At 67.6% G+C, this 14,235-nt stretch carries 11 protein-coding genes and 1 riboswitch; of the genes, 3 read left to right on the top strand and 8 right to left on the bottom strand.

Features of this window, described 5'->3' with window-relative positions:
* Positions 1-18: 18 nt before the first annotated feature.
* The 3 genes from QYL93_RS29945 to QYL93_RS29955 form a co-directional block, all read right to left on the bottom strand.
* The gene (locus tag QYL93_RS29945; RefSeq protein ID WP_305747091.1) at positions 19-486 is read right to left on the bottom strand and encodes a GNAT family N-acetyltransferase; all 468 of its coding nucleotides are present in this window, start codon (positions 484-486) and stop codon (positions 19-21) included.
* A gap of 14 nt (positions 487-500) precedes the next feature.
* A complete protein-coding gene (locus tag QYL93_RS29950; RefSeq protein WP_305747092.1) occupies positions 501-1,922 on the bottom strand; it encodes an FAD-binding oxidoreductase in 1,422 nt (473 codons plus the stop codon).
* 99 nt (positions 1,923-2,021) lie between these two features.
* Positions 2,022-2,450 carry a DUF2069 domain-containing protein gene (locus QYL93_RS29955; RefSeq protein WP_305747093.1) on the bottom strand — a complete coding sequence of 143 codons (429 nt, stop codon included), beginning with the start codon at positions 2,448-2,450 and terminating at the stop codon, positions 2,022-2,024.
* 235 nt (positions 2,451-2,685) lie between these two features.
* Between QYL93_RS29955 and QYL93_RS29960 the strand changes: the two genes are divergently transcribed.
* Positions 2,686-3,951, top strand: a complete 1,266-nt coding sequence (locus tag QYL93_RS29960; RefSeq protein WP_305747094.1) for a YhjD/YihY/BrkB family envelope integrity protein — start codon at positions 2,686-2,688, stop codon at positions 3,949-3,951.
* A gap of 108 nt (positions 3,952-4,059) precedes the next feature.
* Here QYL93_RS29960 and QYL93_RS29965 read toward each other — a convergent pair whose 3' ends face one another.
* The 5 genes from QYL93_RS29965 to QYL93_RS29985 form a co-directional block, all read right to left on the bottom strand.
* Positions 4,060-6,414, bottom strand: a complete 2,355-nt coding sequence (locus QYL93_RS29965; RefSeq protein ID WP_305747095.1) for a hypothetical protein — start codon at positions 6,412-6,414, stop codon at positions 4,060-4,062.
* Positions 6,415-6,483: 69 nt separating this feature from the next.
* Complete coding sequence (locus tag QYL93_RS29970) at positions 6,484-7,371, bottom strand: DMT family transporter (protein WP_305747096.1); 888 nt, start codon at positions 7,369-7,371, stop codon at positions 6,484-6,486.
* 36 nt (positions 7,372-7,407) lie between these two features.
* On the bottom strand, positions 7,408-7,857 hold the full coding sequence (gene nrdR / locus QYL93_RS29975) for a transcriptional regulator NrdR (protein WP_007856647.1): 450 nt from the start codon (positions 7,855-7,857) through the stop codon (positions 7,408-7,410).
* 13 nt (positions 7,858-7,870) lie between these two features.
* Positions 7,871-9,115 carry a serine hydroxymethyltransferase gene (glyA, locus tag QYL93_RS29980; protein WP_305747097.1) on the bottom strand — a complete coding sequence of 415 codons (1,245 nt, stop codon included), beginning with the start codon at positions 9,113-9,115 and terminating at the stop codon, positions 7,871-7,873.
* A gap of 31 nt (positions 9,116-9,146) precedes the next feature.
* Positions 9,147-9,298: riboswitch (ZMP/ZTP riboswitch) on the bottom strand.
* 41 nt (positions 9,299-9,339) lie between these two features.
* Positions 9,340-10,194, bottom strand: coding sequence for a lytic transglycosylase domain-containing protein (locus QYL93_RS29985; RefSeq protein ID WP_305747098.1), 855 nt, complete (start codon positions 10,192-10,194; stop codon positions 9,340-9,342).
* Positions 10,195-11,116: 922 nt separating this feature from the next.
* Here QYL93_RS29985 and QYL93_RS29990 point away from each other — a divergent pair.
* Positions 11,117-11,305: a hypothetical protein gene (locus QYL93_RS29990; protein WP_305747102.1), complete on the top strand. Its 189-nt coding sequence runs from the start codon at positions 11,117-11,119 to the stop codon at positions 11,303-11,305.
* Entirely contained in the window at positions 11,262-14,045 is a 2,784-nt protein-coding gene (locus QYL93_RS29995; RefSeq protein ID WP_305747099.1) for a DUF349 domain-containing protein, read from the top strand. Before QYL93_RS29990 ends, QYL93_RS29995 begins: the two co-directional genes overlap by 44 nt.
* Positions 14,046-14,235: the final 190 nt, after the last annotated feature.

Here is a 14,235-nt window from a genome sequence, read left to right on the forward strand (position 1 = left end):
GGCAGGAAATGGAGCCCGTCAAAGCTCTTTCGCGTAGACGATGAACCCATGGTGCTTGGCCACCTTGTCGTACAGCATGCGACCTGCCGCATTGGTCTCATGCGTCTGCCAGTACACGCGCGAAGAGCCCGCCGCACGGGCCTGTTTGTAGACGGCTTCGATCAGCAGGCGCCCGACGCCACGCCCGCGCGCGGCCTCGCGGGTGAACAGGTCGCTCAGGTAGCACACGGGCTCGATGCGCGTCATGCTGCGGTGGTACAGGTAGTGGACCAGGCCCAGCAGCGCGCCGCTGCCTTCCTCTTGCGCCACCAGGCAATGCACCGGCTCGGTCGGGTCGAGAAAGCGCTGCCAGGTGCTGGCCGTGATGTGTTCGGGCAGGGCCGTGGCACCAAAGCGCCCATAGAAGGCGTTGTAGCCGTCCCAGAGCGGGCGCCATGCAGCGTAGTCACTCGCCGTGACGGGGCGGACGTTCACTGGGGTCGCCATGCGAGGTACTCCAGTCAGCGGTTGAGCACGCGCCCGGGGTTCATGGTGCCCTGTGGGTCCAGCGCCTGCTTGACGGCACGCATCATCGACAGCGCCACGGGTGACTGGTACTTTTCGAGCTTGTCGGCCTTGAGCTCGCCAATGCCGTGCTCGGCCGAGAAGGAGCCGCTGAACTCGGCCACCGCGTCGTACACCAACTGGTGCACATGCTCTTCGTGGTCGCGCAGGAAGGCCTTGGGGTCGCCCTCCACGGGTGCCTGCACGTTGTAGTGCAGGTTGCCGTCACCCAGGTGGCCGAAGTTGACCAGGCGCACGCCGGGGATCTCGCGGCGCAGCACGGCGTCGGTGTGGGCCACGAAGGCGGGGATGCGCGAGATCTGGATGGAGATGTCGTGCTTGATGTTCAGGCCCTCTTCGGCCTGCGCCAGGGGGATGTTCTCGCGGATGTGCCACAGCTGCTGGGCCTGGGTCAGGTTCTCGGCCACCACGGCGTCGGTCACGCAACTGGCCTCGAAGGCGGTCTCCAGCAGCGCCTCGAAGCGGCCGCGCGCATGCGCTTCGGATTCGCTATCGGAGTTTTCGAGCAACACGCACCAGGGCGCGTTCTCGTCGCCCAGGAAGGGCACGCGCAGCTGCGGCATGTGCTTGCCCACCAGGCTCAGCGCGAACTGGCCCATCACCTCGAAGCCCGTGAGGCCCGCGCCCAGGTGCTTGTGCGCCAGGCCGAGCAGGGCCACGGCATGCTCCATGGAGGGCACGGCCGCCCAGGCCGTCAGGCGCGCGGCAGGCTCGGGGTAGAGCTTGAGCGTGGCGGCGGTGATGATGCCCAGGGTGCCTTCGCTGCCGATGAACAGGTCGCGCAGGTCGTATCCGGTGTTGTCCTTGCGCAGGCCCTTGAGGCCATCCCACACCTCGCCCTGGGCGGTGACGACTTCCAGGCCCAGGCACAGGTCGCGCGCATTGCCATAGCGCACTACCTGCGTACCGCCAGCGTTGGTACCCAGGTTGCCGCCGATGGTGCAGCTGCCTTCGGCCGCCAGCGACAGGGGGAACAGCACGCCCGCGTTCTGCGCCACGTCCTGCAGGTTCTGCAGGATGCAGCCGGCCTCCACCGTCATGGTCAGGTTGTCGGTGTCGATGCTGCGCACTGCGTTCATGCGGGTGAGGCTCAGCACCACCTGCGTGCCGCTGTCGTCGGGGGTGGAGCCCACTGCCAGGCCGGTGTTGCCGCCCTGCGGCACGATGGCCGTTCCGGCGGCGGCGCAGGCCTTGACCACGGCGGCCACCTCCAGGGTGTTGGCCGGGCGCACCACGGCCAGGGCCTTGCCGCGCACGCGGCGGCGCCAGTCCTGCTCCCAGGCGGTCAGGTCGCCATCGGTCAGCACATGGGCCGAGCCGACCAGGGTGCGCAGGGTGTCGAGAAGGGGGGTGGTCATGTCTTGGGCCTTTCGTCTACAGCGGTCAGGGCTGCTGCCGGGGGCGGGCGCCGGGGCATTGCAGCGTGATGGTGGATTGTCGGGTGGGCTTGTATCGTCTCAGGCGGCGGGGGATGGCCCCGGCCCTTCCTGTGATTCTTTGGCGGCTGCCATGGCCTTGGCATTGCGCTGGCGCAGCCGCACGTGCAGCGTGCAGGCCGTGAAGAGCACCAGACACAGCAGCACCTCGGCCCAGGCCAGCCACTGCGACGGGGGCTTGTCGCCCCAGCCGCGCACCACGCCCTCGGTGAAGTACAGCCAGATCACCAGGCTCACCCAGCGGTAGGTGTACATGCGGTTCTTGAGGATGCCGGCCAGCGGGATGCACAGCGGCAGCGCCTTCAGGGCAATCCATGAGCCGCCGGGGCGCACGGGGGCCAGCACCAGCTCCCAGGCCAGGCACAGCACGATCAGCGCCATCACGCTGCCGGTGGCCACCCAGCGGGTGGCGGCGATGGCGTGGTCGGAGACGGGGAGGGGAGCAGTCATCGGTGGCGGTGCAGCAGTTGGAAGTTGGTCGGTGGATAGCGCAGAGGCGCAAAAATCGTTCGGTGGGTCCGGGTGCGATGGGGGGGCAGCGGGCAGTCCGTGGCCATTGTGCTTGCGGCCTGCGGCGCGCTTGGGCCCACAATGCGCGGTGTATGTCGCCTGCCCGCATATTCATTGCGATGCAGCGTTCTCACACCCCCTGGGGCCTCTTGCCGGGCCTAGGATCATATCGGCCATGCCCTTGACCTTGCAGACTGTAGCCTTGCGCATCGAAGCGCTGATCACGCAGCTGTCGCATTTCCCCTGGAAAACGACGGCCCTGACCCTGCGCGAGCGCTTTCGCGAGGACCACCTGGGCCTGACGGCCAGCAGCCTGACTTTCACGACCACGCTGGCGCTGGTGCCGTTCTTCGTGGTGGCGCTGGCGGTGTTCACCGCGTTTCCCATCTTCGGCAAGGTGCAGGACGTGCTGCAGCGCTGGCTCGTGGACAGCCTGGTGCCCGACAGCATCTCACGCCAGGTCCTGGGCTACCTCACGCAGTTTGCCGCCAAGGCCAGCAGCCTGGGCGTGGCGGGCTTCAGCATCTTGCTGGCCACGGCGCTGGCCCTGATCCTCACCATGGACCGCACGCTCAACGACATCTGGCGCGTGCGCCGCCTGCGCCCCCTGGGCCAGCGCGTGCTGATCTACTGGGCCGTGATGACCCTGGGTCCGCTGCTGCTGGGCGTGAGTCTGGCCATCACCTCGTACGTCATGTCGGCATCGGGCGGGCTGGTGAAGGCACTGCCCAGCGGCGTGCAGCTGCTGTTCGACTCGATCCAGTTCTTCGTGCTCGCCGGCTGCATGGCGGCGCTGTACCACTACGTGCCCAACACCCCGGTGAAGTGGCGCCACGCCTGGGCCGGCGGCTTGTTCGTGTCGATCTGCATCGAGCTGGCCAAGCGGGTGCTGGCGATCTATCTGAGCAACGTGCCGACCTATTCGGTGGTGTACGGGGCCTTCGCCACTTTGCCTATCCTGCTGGTGTGGATCTACGTGGCCTGGGTCATCGTGCTGCTGGGTGCGGTGGTCACGGCCTATCTGCCCAGCCTGCTGGCCGGGGTGGCGCGGCGTGGCACGGTGGCGGGGTGGACCTTTCAGCTGGCGGTGGAGGTGCTGCAGGAGCTGTACCTGGCGCGTCGCCATGTGCAGAAGGGACTGCGTGCGAGCGAGCTGGCGCAGTTGCTGCGGCTTGATGTGCTGCAGCTCGAGCCGGTGCTTGACGCCCTGCTGTCTCTGGATTGGGTGGGGCAGATCAATGACGCGCAGGCCGATCCGGATGCGGCAGATGTGGCGGAGCCGCGGTATCTGTTGCTGGTGGATCCCTTTGCTACTTCGGCCGAGCCGCTGGTGGAAAAGTTGTTGCTGGAGCGGGCGGAGAGTCTGGGGTCGTTCTGGAGCAGTGCGGGGTTGGAGAGGATGAAGGTGGCGGATTTGCTCCGGGGGGCGGTTAGGGGGTAACTTGGTGTTTGGAATAGTTGCTGCATGCCTTGCTTGAGGGCGGAGGCCGGGCGCACATCCCGGCCTCCGCCCTCAACCCAGGCCAACGGCTGAAAAGAAACCCTGAACTCAACGCGCCGGGGCAGCCACAGACGCAGCCGGCCCTACCACCGCAGCAGCAGGCGCCGCACCACTGGCCCCAGGCGCAGGCACCACAGCCGGTACAGCGACGGGAGGCGTCATCGTCACCCGCGGCACCCACCGATCCAGCCAATGCGCTCGCCACGCCACGAACCCCACCACGACCACCGCAACCAGAACCCCCAGCCCCACCCACACAGGGCTTTTGGACTCCGCAAACGGATCATCGAGCATGCGCCGTGCATTGGCCGGCACCTTGGCCACCTGCGACAGGGACCCACCCAGCCGCGTGTTCACCCGCATGCGCCCATTGATCGCCCAGCCGCTGGCGTCGAGGATGGGCCCCAGACTGCGCTGGCGCAGCTTGAGCCACGCGATCAGCATGCTCGGCCCCGAGATCGCCAGCACGATGCCGATCAAGGCCAGCGGTATCCAGACCCCCAGGTCCACGAACTTGCCGAAGATGCCCACCAGCACCGCGCTGATGCTGCCCAGCGCCACGCCGATGGCCGCCACCGTGCCCACGTCGGTGCGGCGCGGGGTGCCGGGCACGGTCACGTTGCTGGCGTTGGTGCCCACGGTCTTGAGATCGGTGCTGGCCAGGGTGCTGGCGGCCGTGCCCAGTGACTTCTGCGCCCGCGCATCGCTGGCCGAGGCGCGCTTGGCCACCTGCTCTTCGATCATGCGAACGAACTTCTTGTACGGCGAGAAGAAGGCCTGGCGGATGCTCGTGGGGTTCTCAATGATGCGGGTGATGGTGGCGTCCCAGTCGTGGCCATCGCGGTCGTAGAACACGCCGTTGCGGCCCACGAAGAGGAAATCCACGTCGCCCGCCGTGAAGGCCGCCACGATGCCCATCTTCTGGCCCTTGCGCGTGCAGTCGCAGTACGCCAGGTAGGTCTTGGCCAGGCCGGCGAGCTTGGCGTGGCGCGCGGCGTCGGGCACCTGCACCACCAGGTCGCAGCTGCGGGCATCCAGGTACAGCGTGCCGGCCTGGAAGATCGCGCCCCGGCGCTGGTAGAAGGCCGAGAACGAGACGAAATTGTTGAGCAGCTCCAGCAGGTCGCGCTTGAAGCGCAGCAGCTTCTCCAGCGCCAGCGCCTGCTCGTTGTGGGCCTGCTCGGCCTCGTCCTCGTCGATCAGGGCCATCACGCGCTGCTCGGCGTCGCCCGCCAGCAGCACCTCGCGCACGTCTTCGTCCAGCACATCGAGACTTGTGGCGGGGCGGTCGGCCAGCCATTGCTGGCAGGGCGCGAGCGATTTCTGGATCAGTTGCCACTCGTCCTGCGTCAGGCTTTCGGCGTTGCTGCGCGCCAGCAGGGGCTCCACCGTGCGCTCGCGGAAGTTGCGCAGGGCCTTGGCCCAGGCCGGGTTCACGCCGTGCCTGAGGGGCAGTGCGCCACCGGGGGTGATGGGGGCCAGGGGCAGGGTGGTGATGGCCGGCGAGGCCAGGCCCAGGTCCTGGCCCGCCATGGCGCTGTATTCGTTGAGCGAAGGGTTCAGGGCCGTGGCGGCGCGCGGGTCGTAGGCCGCCAGGCGGGTGCGGGCAAAGAAGTCCTCCACCTTGGCGGCCACGGCATTCATGGCCTCGGTGGCGGCCAGCGTGCGCTCGCCCAGGGCCAGGCCGGTGGTGGCACCGCGCGTCTGGGCAGCCCAGGCCTTGAGCTGGTTGAGTTCGGCAAAGAAGGCCTCGGCGCGTTGGCGGTCGATGCCGGGTAACTGCTTGTGGGTGGCGAGTGGAATGCTGCCGTGCGTGGTGATGATGTGCGCGATGGCATCGCGGGCCACGCTGTCGTCCTTGTCCGCAGTGTCCACGGTGATGATGCCGTCGCCATTGAAGCGCAGGGCGCTCAACTGCTTGCTGCGTTCGAGCACGTCGGCCAGCGCGATCTCCGTGGCCTCGGGCCGGCCAGCCATGGCCAGCAGGCGCCGGGCCTCTGCGGCCAGCGCAGCGCCTTCTTCGGTGCGGTCGTCGATGGCACTGATTTCCAGTGTGTCACCGGGTTGTGCCAGCTCGTCCACGCTGCGCAGCTGTGCGCAGGCCCAGGCGCAGGCGGCCAGCAGTTCGGGCGGGCGGATGCGGCCGTCCTTGTCGGTATCGATCAGGTCCAGCGTGCGCTCGTCGAACTCGATGCCGCGCGTGGGGCAGGCCAGGGCCACCCAGAGCTTCTGGTCGAGTTCTGAGAGGTGGGCGATGTCCGCGCCGCTCTGGATGATGACCTGGTCCACGCCGCCGGCGCGAAAGAACTGCCAGGCGTGCTGGGGTGGGGGCTGCTCGGGCTGCAGCGGGGCGCGGTGGGTGGGAAGGGATGTGGCGACGGTCGGCTGCGGCTGAGGGTCCATGCCCTCATTGTCGGCAGCCCGGGCCTTTCGCCGCCCCGGACCTGGGCGAACAGGCCTGTAGGCAATCTCCTACGAGCGCGATCCGGCGCCCAGCCAGCGCAGCGGGTTGAACCCGGTCACCAGGCCCGTGGCCACCAGCACCAGCAGGCCGCCCCACAGCATGCCCGGGCCCAGGGCTTCGTCCAGGAACAGGTGGCCCCAGGCCACGCCGAACAGCGGGATCATGAAGGCGCTGCTCATGGCCGCCACGGGCGAGACTTGGCTGAGCACGCGCAGGTTGAGCCAGTAGGCCAGGCCCGAAGTGACGATGCCCATGACCGCCACGGCGGCCAGCGCCGTGGGCGTGAACTGCGCCTCGGGCAGGCTCCAGGCCGCACCGGGCAGCAGCATGACCAGGGCCGTACCGTGGATGCCGGCCGCGATCGCCAGTGGCGGCATGCGCGTGGTGGCGCGCTTCATCCACGGGGTGGACACGCCGTAGCAGGCCGATGCCGTCATGCAGGCCAGGGCGGCAATGATCAGGGCCGGGGTCGGCGTGACCGGGCCCAACTGCACGATGAGTGCCACGCCCGCGAAACCGCAGATGCAGCCCAGCCATTTGCGTGCGCTCAGCGTGTCTTCCTTGAGCCAGGCCGCAGCGATCACGCTGAAGGGCACGGCCATGGTGTTGAGCAGCGAGCTGTAGCCTGCCGGCAGGTACAGCGCCGCCCAGGAGTACAGCAGGAACGGGATGGCCACCGTGAGGGCACCGAGTCCGACCAACTCACGCCAGTGGCGCCAGGGCCAGCGCTCGCCGGCCACGCGCATGATGAAGATCAGCGTGAGCGTGGCCAGGCCGATGCGCAGGGCGGCCATGACATTGGGCCCGAGCACGGGGCTCGCGATGCGGATGAAAAGGAAGGAGGCGCCCCACAGGGCAGACAGCAGCACGAGCTGCAAAAAGTGGCGAGTCTTCACCAGTGAATTCTCAGGCAGGCTGGCAAAGTCTGCAGGCTACTTGCGCACCTCGTCGACCATGGCGCGGAAGTCGTCGATGTCCTCGAAGCTGCGGTAGACGCTGGCAAAGCGGATGTAGGCGATCTTGTCGAGCTTCTTGAGCTCGCGCATCACCAGCTCGCCGATGCGGCTGGAGAGCACTTCGCGCTGGCCCAGGTTGAGCAGCTTTTCCTCGATGCGCTCGATGGCGCTGTCGATCTGCGTGGTGCTCACCGGGCGCTTGCGCAGCGCCAGGTTGAACGAGCCGAGCAGCTTGCCGCGCTCGTACTCGATGCGCCGGCCGTCCTTCTTGACGATGGCCGGGAAGTTCACCTCCGGCCGCTCGTAGGTGGTAAAGCGCTTGTCGCAGGCGCCGCACTGGCGCCTGCGGCGGATGAAGTCACCTTCTTCAGACACCCGGGTTTCGACGACCTGCGTTTCCTGGTGGCTGCAGAAGGGGCACTTCATGGCGGGGGGCGGATCAGCCGTAGACCGGGAAACGTGCCGTCAGCGCATTCACCTTGGCGCGCACGGCGGCGATGTTGGCCTCGTCGCGCGGGTTGTCCAGCACGTCGGCGATCAGGTGGGCGGTGATGCGCGCTTCTTCTTCCTTGAAGCCGCGCGTGGTCATCGCGGGGGTGCCGATGCGCACGCCGCTGGTCACCATCGGCTTTTCAGGGTCGTTGGGGATGGCGTTCTTGTTGATGGTCATGTGGGCGGCGCCCAGCACGGCCTCGGCTTCCTTGCCGGTGATGCCCTTGGCGCGCAGGTCGACCAGCATCACGTGGCTTTGCGTGCCGCCGGAGACGATGCGCAGGCCGCGGGCGGTCAGCGTTTCGGCCACGACCTGGGCGTTCTTGATGACCTGTTCCTGGTAGGTCTTGAAGTCGGGCTGCAGCGCTTCCTTGAAGGCCACGGCCTTGGCCGCGATCACGTGCATCAGCGGGCCGCCCTGCAGGCCGGGGAAGATGGCGCTGTTGATGGCCTTCTCGTGCTCGGCCTTCATCAGGATGATGCCGCCGCGCGGGCCGCGCAGGCTCTTGTGCGTGGTGCTGGTGACCACGTCGGCATGGGGCACGGGGTTGGGATACACGCCTGCGGCGATCAGGCCGGCGTAGTGGGCCATGTCGACCATGAAGATCGCGCCCACGTCCTTGGCCACCTTGGCAAAGCGTGCAAAGTCGATGTGCAGGCTGTAGGCCGAGGCACCCGCGATGATGAGCTTGGGCTTGGTTTCGTGCGCCTTCTTCTCCATGGCGTCGTAGTCCAGCACTTCGTTGGCATCGAGGCCATAGGAGACCACGTTGAACCACTTGCCCGACATGTTCAGTGGCATGCCGTGCGTCAGGTGGCCGCCTTCGGCCAGGCTCATGCCCATGATGGTGTCGCCGGGCTTGAGGAAGGCCAGGAAAACGGCCTCGTTGGCCGAGGCGCCGCAATGCGGCTGGACGTTGGCGGCATCGGCGCCGAAGATTTTCTTGACGCGGTCGATGGCCAGTTGCTCGGCCACGTCCACGTGCTCGCAGCCACCGTAGTAGCGCTTGCCGGGGTAGCCTTCGGCGTACTTGTTGGTCAACTGGGTGCCCTGGGCCCACATCACGGCGGGGGAGGCATAGTTCTCGCTGGCGATCAGCTCGATGTGGTGCTCTTGCCGGGCGTTCTCGGCCGTGATGGCGGCAAAGATTTCGGGGTCGGCTTGTTCGACAAGAATATTGCGTTGGTACATGGCAGTCCTATGAACTTGTGTCCCTTGAAACAAGGGCTGCCCAGGCGAACGGCTGAACGCGGCGGGCATGACACCCGTGCGGCACGCTCCCCAGTGGTTCACAAGGGGCAAGCCCTTGTCGGTTTCCACGTCAGCGGCAGCCCGGTTGCGGGGCTGCGCCTATCGCCAGTTGCGTACCTGCGTAGTGTATCCCAGGCAGCGGCACTGCTCCAGCAGCGCTGTTCTCAGGAGGCCTGGGAGAGCAGGGCGACCTTGTCGCTGGCGCTGTTGGCAGGCGAAGCGGGCGCCGGCAGCGTGACCGACGCGGGAACTGACTGTGCCGGCGCCTGCGTAGACAGGGTTGCTGGCGGGTTGGTTGGCATGGCACGGCCACCGGCCACCTGGCGCAGGCGGAAATGCTCGGCCAGCACCTTGGCGGTGTAGCCACCGTCGTCGGGCAGGTTGGCCGCGCCCACGTAGTAGCGCAGGCCGCCTTCGAGCGAGCCGGCGCGGGCGATGCATTCCTGCAGCACCTTCACGCCCACGCGCAGGTTGGTCACCGGGTCGAAGGCCGCGAAGTGGCCGCCGAAATTCTGGTACTTCTCGGTGTGCACGGTGGTCATCACCTGCATCAGGCCCTGGGCACCCACCGAGCTTTGCGCAAAGGGGTTGAAGTTGGACTCGATGGCCATGATCGCCAGGATCAGGGTGGGGTCGAGCTTGTTGCGGGCGCCGAGCTCATAAGCCTCGGCCACCAGCACGCTCAGCGGCTCGGGGGCCACGCGGTACTTCTTGCTCAGCCAGAACGCCACGGCGGCCTGCTCCTTGGGCAGGTCCTTGGGGTTGCCGGCCGTGGCGCGTTCGCTCGCTTCGGGTTCGATGGGCATGCCCAGCACGGCGACCTGGCGCGCCTGGAGCCAGTTCATGAGCTTTTCTTCTCCGGCCTGGCGCAGGTCGGGCCGGGCGGTCAATGCGATAACGACGAATGCAACGGTCAGCCCAATGAGGGCGAAGCTGCTGTGGGTGATTTCAAGAAAACCTTCGGTCACATCGGCTGCGAAGGTTCGCACGCCGGAGACTATTTTTCCTGACGCTGTCATAGCTCTTCCTTTCTGGGGCGCTTCCCTGAGGCCCTGCCAGCACGGGTGGTTGGCAGGATCAGGCGTATCACCTGGATTGGTACGCCATCAATTTCAGGCCTGCAAAAAGCAAGAAGGGCCGTGAGTTGACTTAGCCGGGTTCGGCAGCGGGTTGGGGTTTTTACTAGCCATTTTTGGGGCTGGCGGATTCTAGGAGGTCACCAAATAGCTAGTCAATACTAACAAAATGAATCGTTAGATTAAAAATGCATGAAAAATCTGGTAGAAAACACAGGGTTTTGCCTTTTTTCACCCGAGAGGGTGGCCCTGCGCACCACAGGCCTGTGACGGTCATGTGTCAAATTCAATCGGCTTTTACTGCGCCATTGCAAAACCGGGTTGAGCCCGGCTGCTGACTTTGGTAAGGTTCGTCCGCCTGTTGATTTCAGGCATCGCCAGACGAAGCGAACTCTCCCGCCGATGGGCATTCAGTGCCGCGGTGCAGCAGATGCAACTTCCACGGCACCCCCTGGAGGCAATACCTTGCCTCCTCGCACGGTGGACCTTCATCTCCGCCTTGCGAATCGATGGCAAAGACCGTTGTGTCAGCCGTCAAGCCCGGGAGACTGTCCACTTCGGAAAGTCCCCCGGGCTTTCTTGTTTCTGGGCCGTCGCTTGCGTCGGGTTCCCAGGTTTTCAACATGCGGCTTCATGCTGGGGAAGGGTGCTTGGAGCATGGCGCCGCCGGCCCTCAGGCGGGCCCGGATGGGCCTGTATTGAACTGCCTCAAGGCATTGAATGGGCCCTTGGCGCATATATATAGATAATGGGGGCAATTCCCAGAGCGGGCACAGGCCCCTGGGAGGCACCGCAACCCTGCAATGCAGGGTGCAGAAGCCCGCACACCGGGTGGCTCTGGACAGGATATCCCCGAGGGACCTCCTTGCCAGGACTGCCGGTGGCCCGCCTGCACGAACCCGGTGAAAATAGCCCGTTTTCTGCCATGTACCTGTCGGGGCTGGCGCGAGCCTTGGTGGCCTCGCGCATCCAACCCGAGCAGGGATGGCCGTTCGCAATCCATTGGATCCATGTTTCCATTTTTTTCCCGCAGCAAAATGTCCGACGCACCTGAAGTGAATCCGGCCCCGGCCAAAACCCAAGAGGCGCATCCCCTGGATGCACTGACCGGCGGCGCCTTCTCTGCCGCCACCTCAGGCGAGCGCGCCTCCCGCATCCGCGACTGGCTGGCCACTCAGCCAGCGCCAGAGCAGCTGCAGGAAGTGTTCAAGGAGCTCAGTGGCCGCGACAAGGGCGCTGCCCGTGCCGTGCGCGAGCGCCTCGACGAGATCCGCCGCGCCAAGGGCCAGGAAGTGATTGCCGCCGAGTGGGCCGAGAAGGCCCAGGCGCTGCTGTCGGCGCCCAAGCTCAACATCGCCGATGCCCTGGCATGGCAGCGCGACGCGGCCAAGGCCGGCGCACCGCTGTCGCGCGAACCGCTGTCCCTGCTCAAGGTGCAGGTGGCCGATCGCGTGAAGGTCATCGAAGACCTGCAGCACCGCGTGCAGGTGCAGCGCGAAGCCGCCGTGCTCCTCGCGCAGCGCATCGAAGTGCTCTCCACCAAGCCCTGGCGCGACGCGCATGGCGCGCTGGAGCTGCTGCGCGCTGACGTCGCCCGCTGGCAGGAGCAGGCCCAGGAGTTGACCAGCGACGCCAGCTGGGCCAGTGTGGAAGCGCGCTTCCCGCCGCTGCTGGATGCCTCGCGCACCCAGTTGCTGGTGGTGTGGGACGCCTTCCAGCCTGCCGTGGCCCAGGCCGCTGCCGCCGCTGAAGACGCCAATGCCCCGCTGCCACCCGTGCCGGTGTGGGCCGATGAGCTGCGCGCCGCCCGTGGCCTGCCCACCGAGGCCGCCGCAGCGGCTGCAGCAGCAGGCGCAGCTGCCAAGCCCGCCCGCGCACCGAACAAGCCCAAGGTCGACCCCGAAGTGCGCGACAAGGCCGTGCAGGCCGTGCGCGATGCGCTGGTGGTGCTCGAGAAGGAAACTGCAGAAGGCCATGGCAAGGCCAGTGCCGGCGCCGCCGCCGCGCTGCGCGCCGTGCTCAAGAACCATGGCAAGCACATCGATGCCGCGCTGGAGCAGCAGGTGCACACGGCCCTGGTGGCCGCAGGCGAGCTCGAAGGCTGGCAGCGCTGGGGCGCCGACCAGGTGCGCGAGGACCTCGTGGCCAAGGCTGAAGCCCTGCTCAACCGCCCCGAGGGCCAGGCCCTGGGTGGCCGCAAGATGCAGGAAACCCTGCGCGCCCTGCGCGAGCAGTGGAAGCAGGCCGACCAGGGCGGTGCGCCCAACCACGGTCTGTGGAAGAAATTCGACGAAGCCTGCAATGCCGCGCACAAGGTCGTGGAAGCCTGGCTCGACAAGATCCGCGCTGACGCCGCCGAGCACAAGGCCCAGCGCTTGGCCCTGATCGAGGAGGTCAAGGCCTGGACGCAGGAACATGCCACTTCGGGCGACTGGAAGGCCATCAACCGCGCCCTGTACCAGTTCGGCGACCGCTGGCGCGAAGGTGGCCACGTGGGCGAGAAGATCTTTGCCGAACTGCAGCCGCTGTGGAAGCAGGCCATCGCCGGCGCCGCCGCGCCGCTGGAGGCCGCGCAAAAGGAAAGCCTGGCCCGCCGCCACGCCATGATCGACGAGGCCGTGGCCCTGGGCGCCGCGCCCGCATTGCGCATCGACGCCATCAAGGCGCTGCAGCAGCGCTGGCAGGCCGAGGCACAGACCGTGCCGCTGGACCGCAAGCACGAGCAGAAGCTGTGGGACGCATTCCGCAAGCCCATCGACGAAGCCTTCAACCGCAAGTCGGCCGACCGTGAAAAGGCCGTGACCGAGCTGAGCGCGCACGACCGCGTGGTGCTCGACGCCTCCAAGGCCCTGGAAGCCGCCAACGCCACGGGCGATGCGCAGCAGATCCGCGCCGCCGTGCAGGCCCTGGAAGCCGCGCTGCGCGGCCAGGCCCAGGCCGCCGAGGCGGCTGCCTCGGCGCAGAAGAGTGAGCAAAGCGCTGCCGCATCGGTGGCGCAGGCCGACGAAGCCGCCGCAGTGCTCGGTGATGGCGAAGCGCCTGCGGCGGATGCCGGCGCGGACGGCGAAGCGGCAGCCCCTGCTGCAGCCCCCGTGGCGCCGCCCAAGCCTGCCCGCCCCGTGGTGGCCGTGCGTGGCGACGACCGCCCTGGCATGAAGAAGGACGCACCCGCAGCCCCCGGCCGCGGTGCGCGCCCTGGTGAGCGCCGCGATGGCGGCCGTGGCGATGCAGGCCGTGGCGGCCCGCGCGATGGCCGTCCTGGTGACCGGGGTGCAGACCGCGGTGGTGACCGTGGTGGCCGCTTCGGCGAACGCCCGGCCTACGAAGACCGTGGCCCGCGCTTGGGCGACACGGCCTTCCGTGCCCAGCGCGATGCCATGGAGCACGCCCAGATGGCCCTGAAGAAGCTGGCTGCGCAAGCCCATGGCGAGGCGCTGACGCAGCTGCTCTCGGCCTGGGAAAAGCGCGATGCAGCGCAGGTGCCGAGCACGCAGGACCTGGGTGGCCGCGTGACGCCGGCCGTGCGCACGTCCTGGACGCAGGCGCTGTCTGCCGCGCCCAAGGGCGATGCAGCCGAGGCCCTGCTGCGCCTGGAGATGGCGGCCGAGGTGCCCACCCCGGCGGAGCACATCTCTGCACGCCGCCTGCTGCAGTTGCAGTTGCTCACGCGCCGCAATGACCCCGCGCCCGAGCAGACCTGGGGCCAGGATGCCGCCCGCGTGCTGGCCAGCCCGAGCGATGGCGCCACGGCCCGCCGCCTGCAGAACGTGCTGAAGAATCTGCTGCGCAAGTAAGGGGCAAGCCCGGGCCCATGCCCGGCGCAGCCTTCGAAGCGCCTTTGTGTGCATGCCCCTGGGCATGGATGCGAAGGCGCTTTGTCTTTGGGGGGTGGGTTGTGTAGGCGCGCGGGCCCTGGGCGCATGGGCCGGGGGGGGGGGGGGGGGGGGGGGGGGGGGGGGGGGGGGGGGGGAAAAAAAGGGGGGG

Origin of the sequence: Acidovorax sp. A1169, from assembly GCF_030704685.1 — a bacterium.
Taxonomy (GTDB): domain Bacteria; phylum Pseudomonadota; class Gammaproteobacteria; order Burkholderiales; family Burkholderiaceae_C; genus Acidovorax.

Bases quoted from the DNA above. Each gene is read 5' to 3' on its own strand.
- QYL93_RS29955 (WP_305747093.1), bottom strand. From the start codon at position 2,450: ATGACTGCTCCCCTCCCCGTCTCCGACCACGCCATCGCCGCCACCCGC.
- QYL93_RS29945 (WP_305747091.1), bottom strand. From the start codon at position 486: ATGGCGACCCCAGTGAACGTCCGCCCCGTCACGGCGAGTGACTACGCT.
- QYL93_RS29985 (WP_305747098.1), bottom strand. From the start codon at position 10,194: ATGACAGCGTCAGGAAAAATAGTCTCCGGCGTGCGAACCTTCGCAGCC.
- nrdR (WP_007856647.1), bottom strand. From the start codon at position 7,857: ATGAAGTGCCCCTTCTGCAGCCACCAGGAAACGCAGGTCGTCGAAACC.
- QYL93_RS29995 (WP_305747099.1), top strand. From the start codon at position 11,262: ATGTTTCCATTTTTTTCCCGCAGCAAAATGTCCGACGCACCTGAAGTG.
- glyA (WP_305747097.1), bottom strand. From the start codon at position 9,115: ATGTACCAACGCAATATTCTTGTCGAACAAGCCGACCCCGAAATCTTT.
- QYL93_RS29965 (WP_305747095.1), bottom strand. From the start codon at position 6,414: ATGGACCCTCAGCCGCAGCCGACCGTCGCCACATCCCTTCCCACCCAC.
- QYL93_RS29960 (WP_305747094.1), top strand. From the start codon at position 2,686: ATGCCCTTGACCTTGCAGACTGTAGCCTTGCGCATCGAAGCGCTGATC.
- QYL93_RS29950 (WP_305747092.1), bottom strand. From the start codon at position 1,922: ATGACCACCCCCCTTCTCGACACCCTGCGCACCCTGGTCGGCTCGGCC.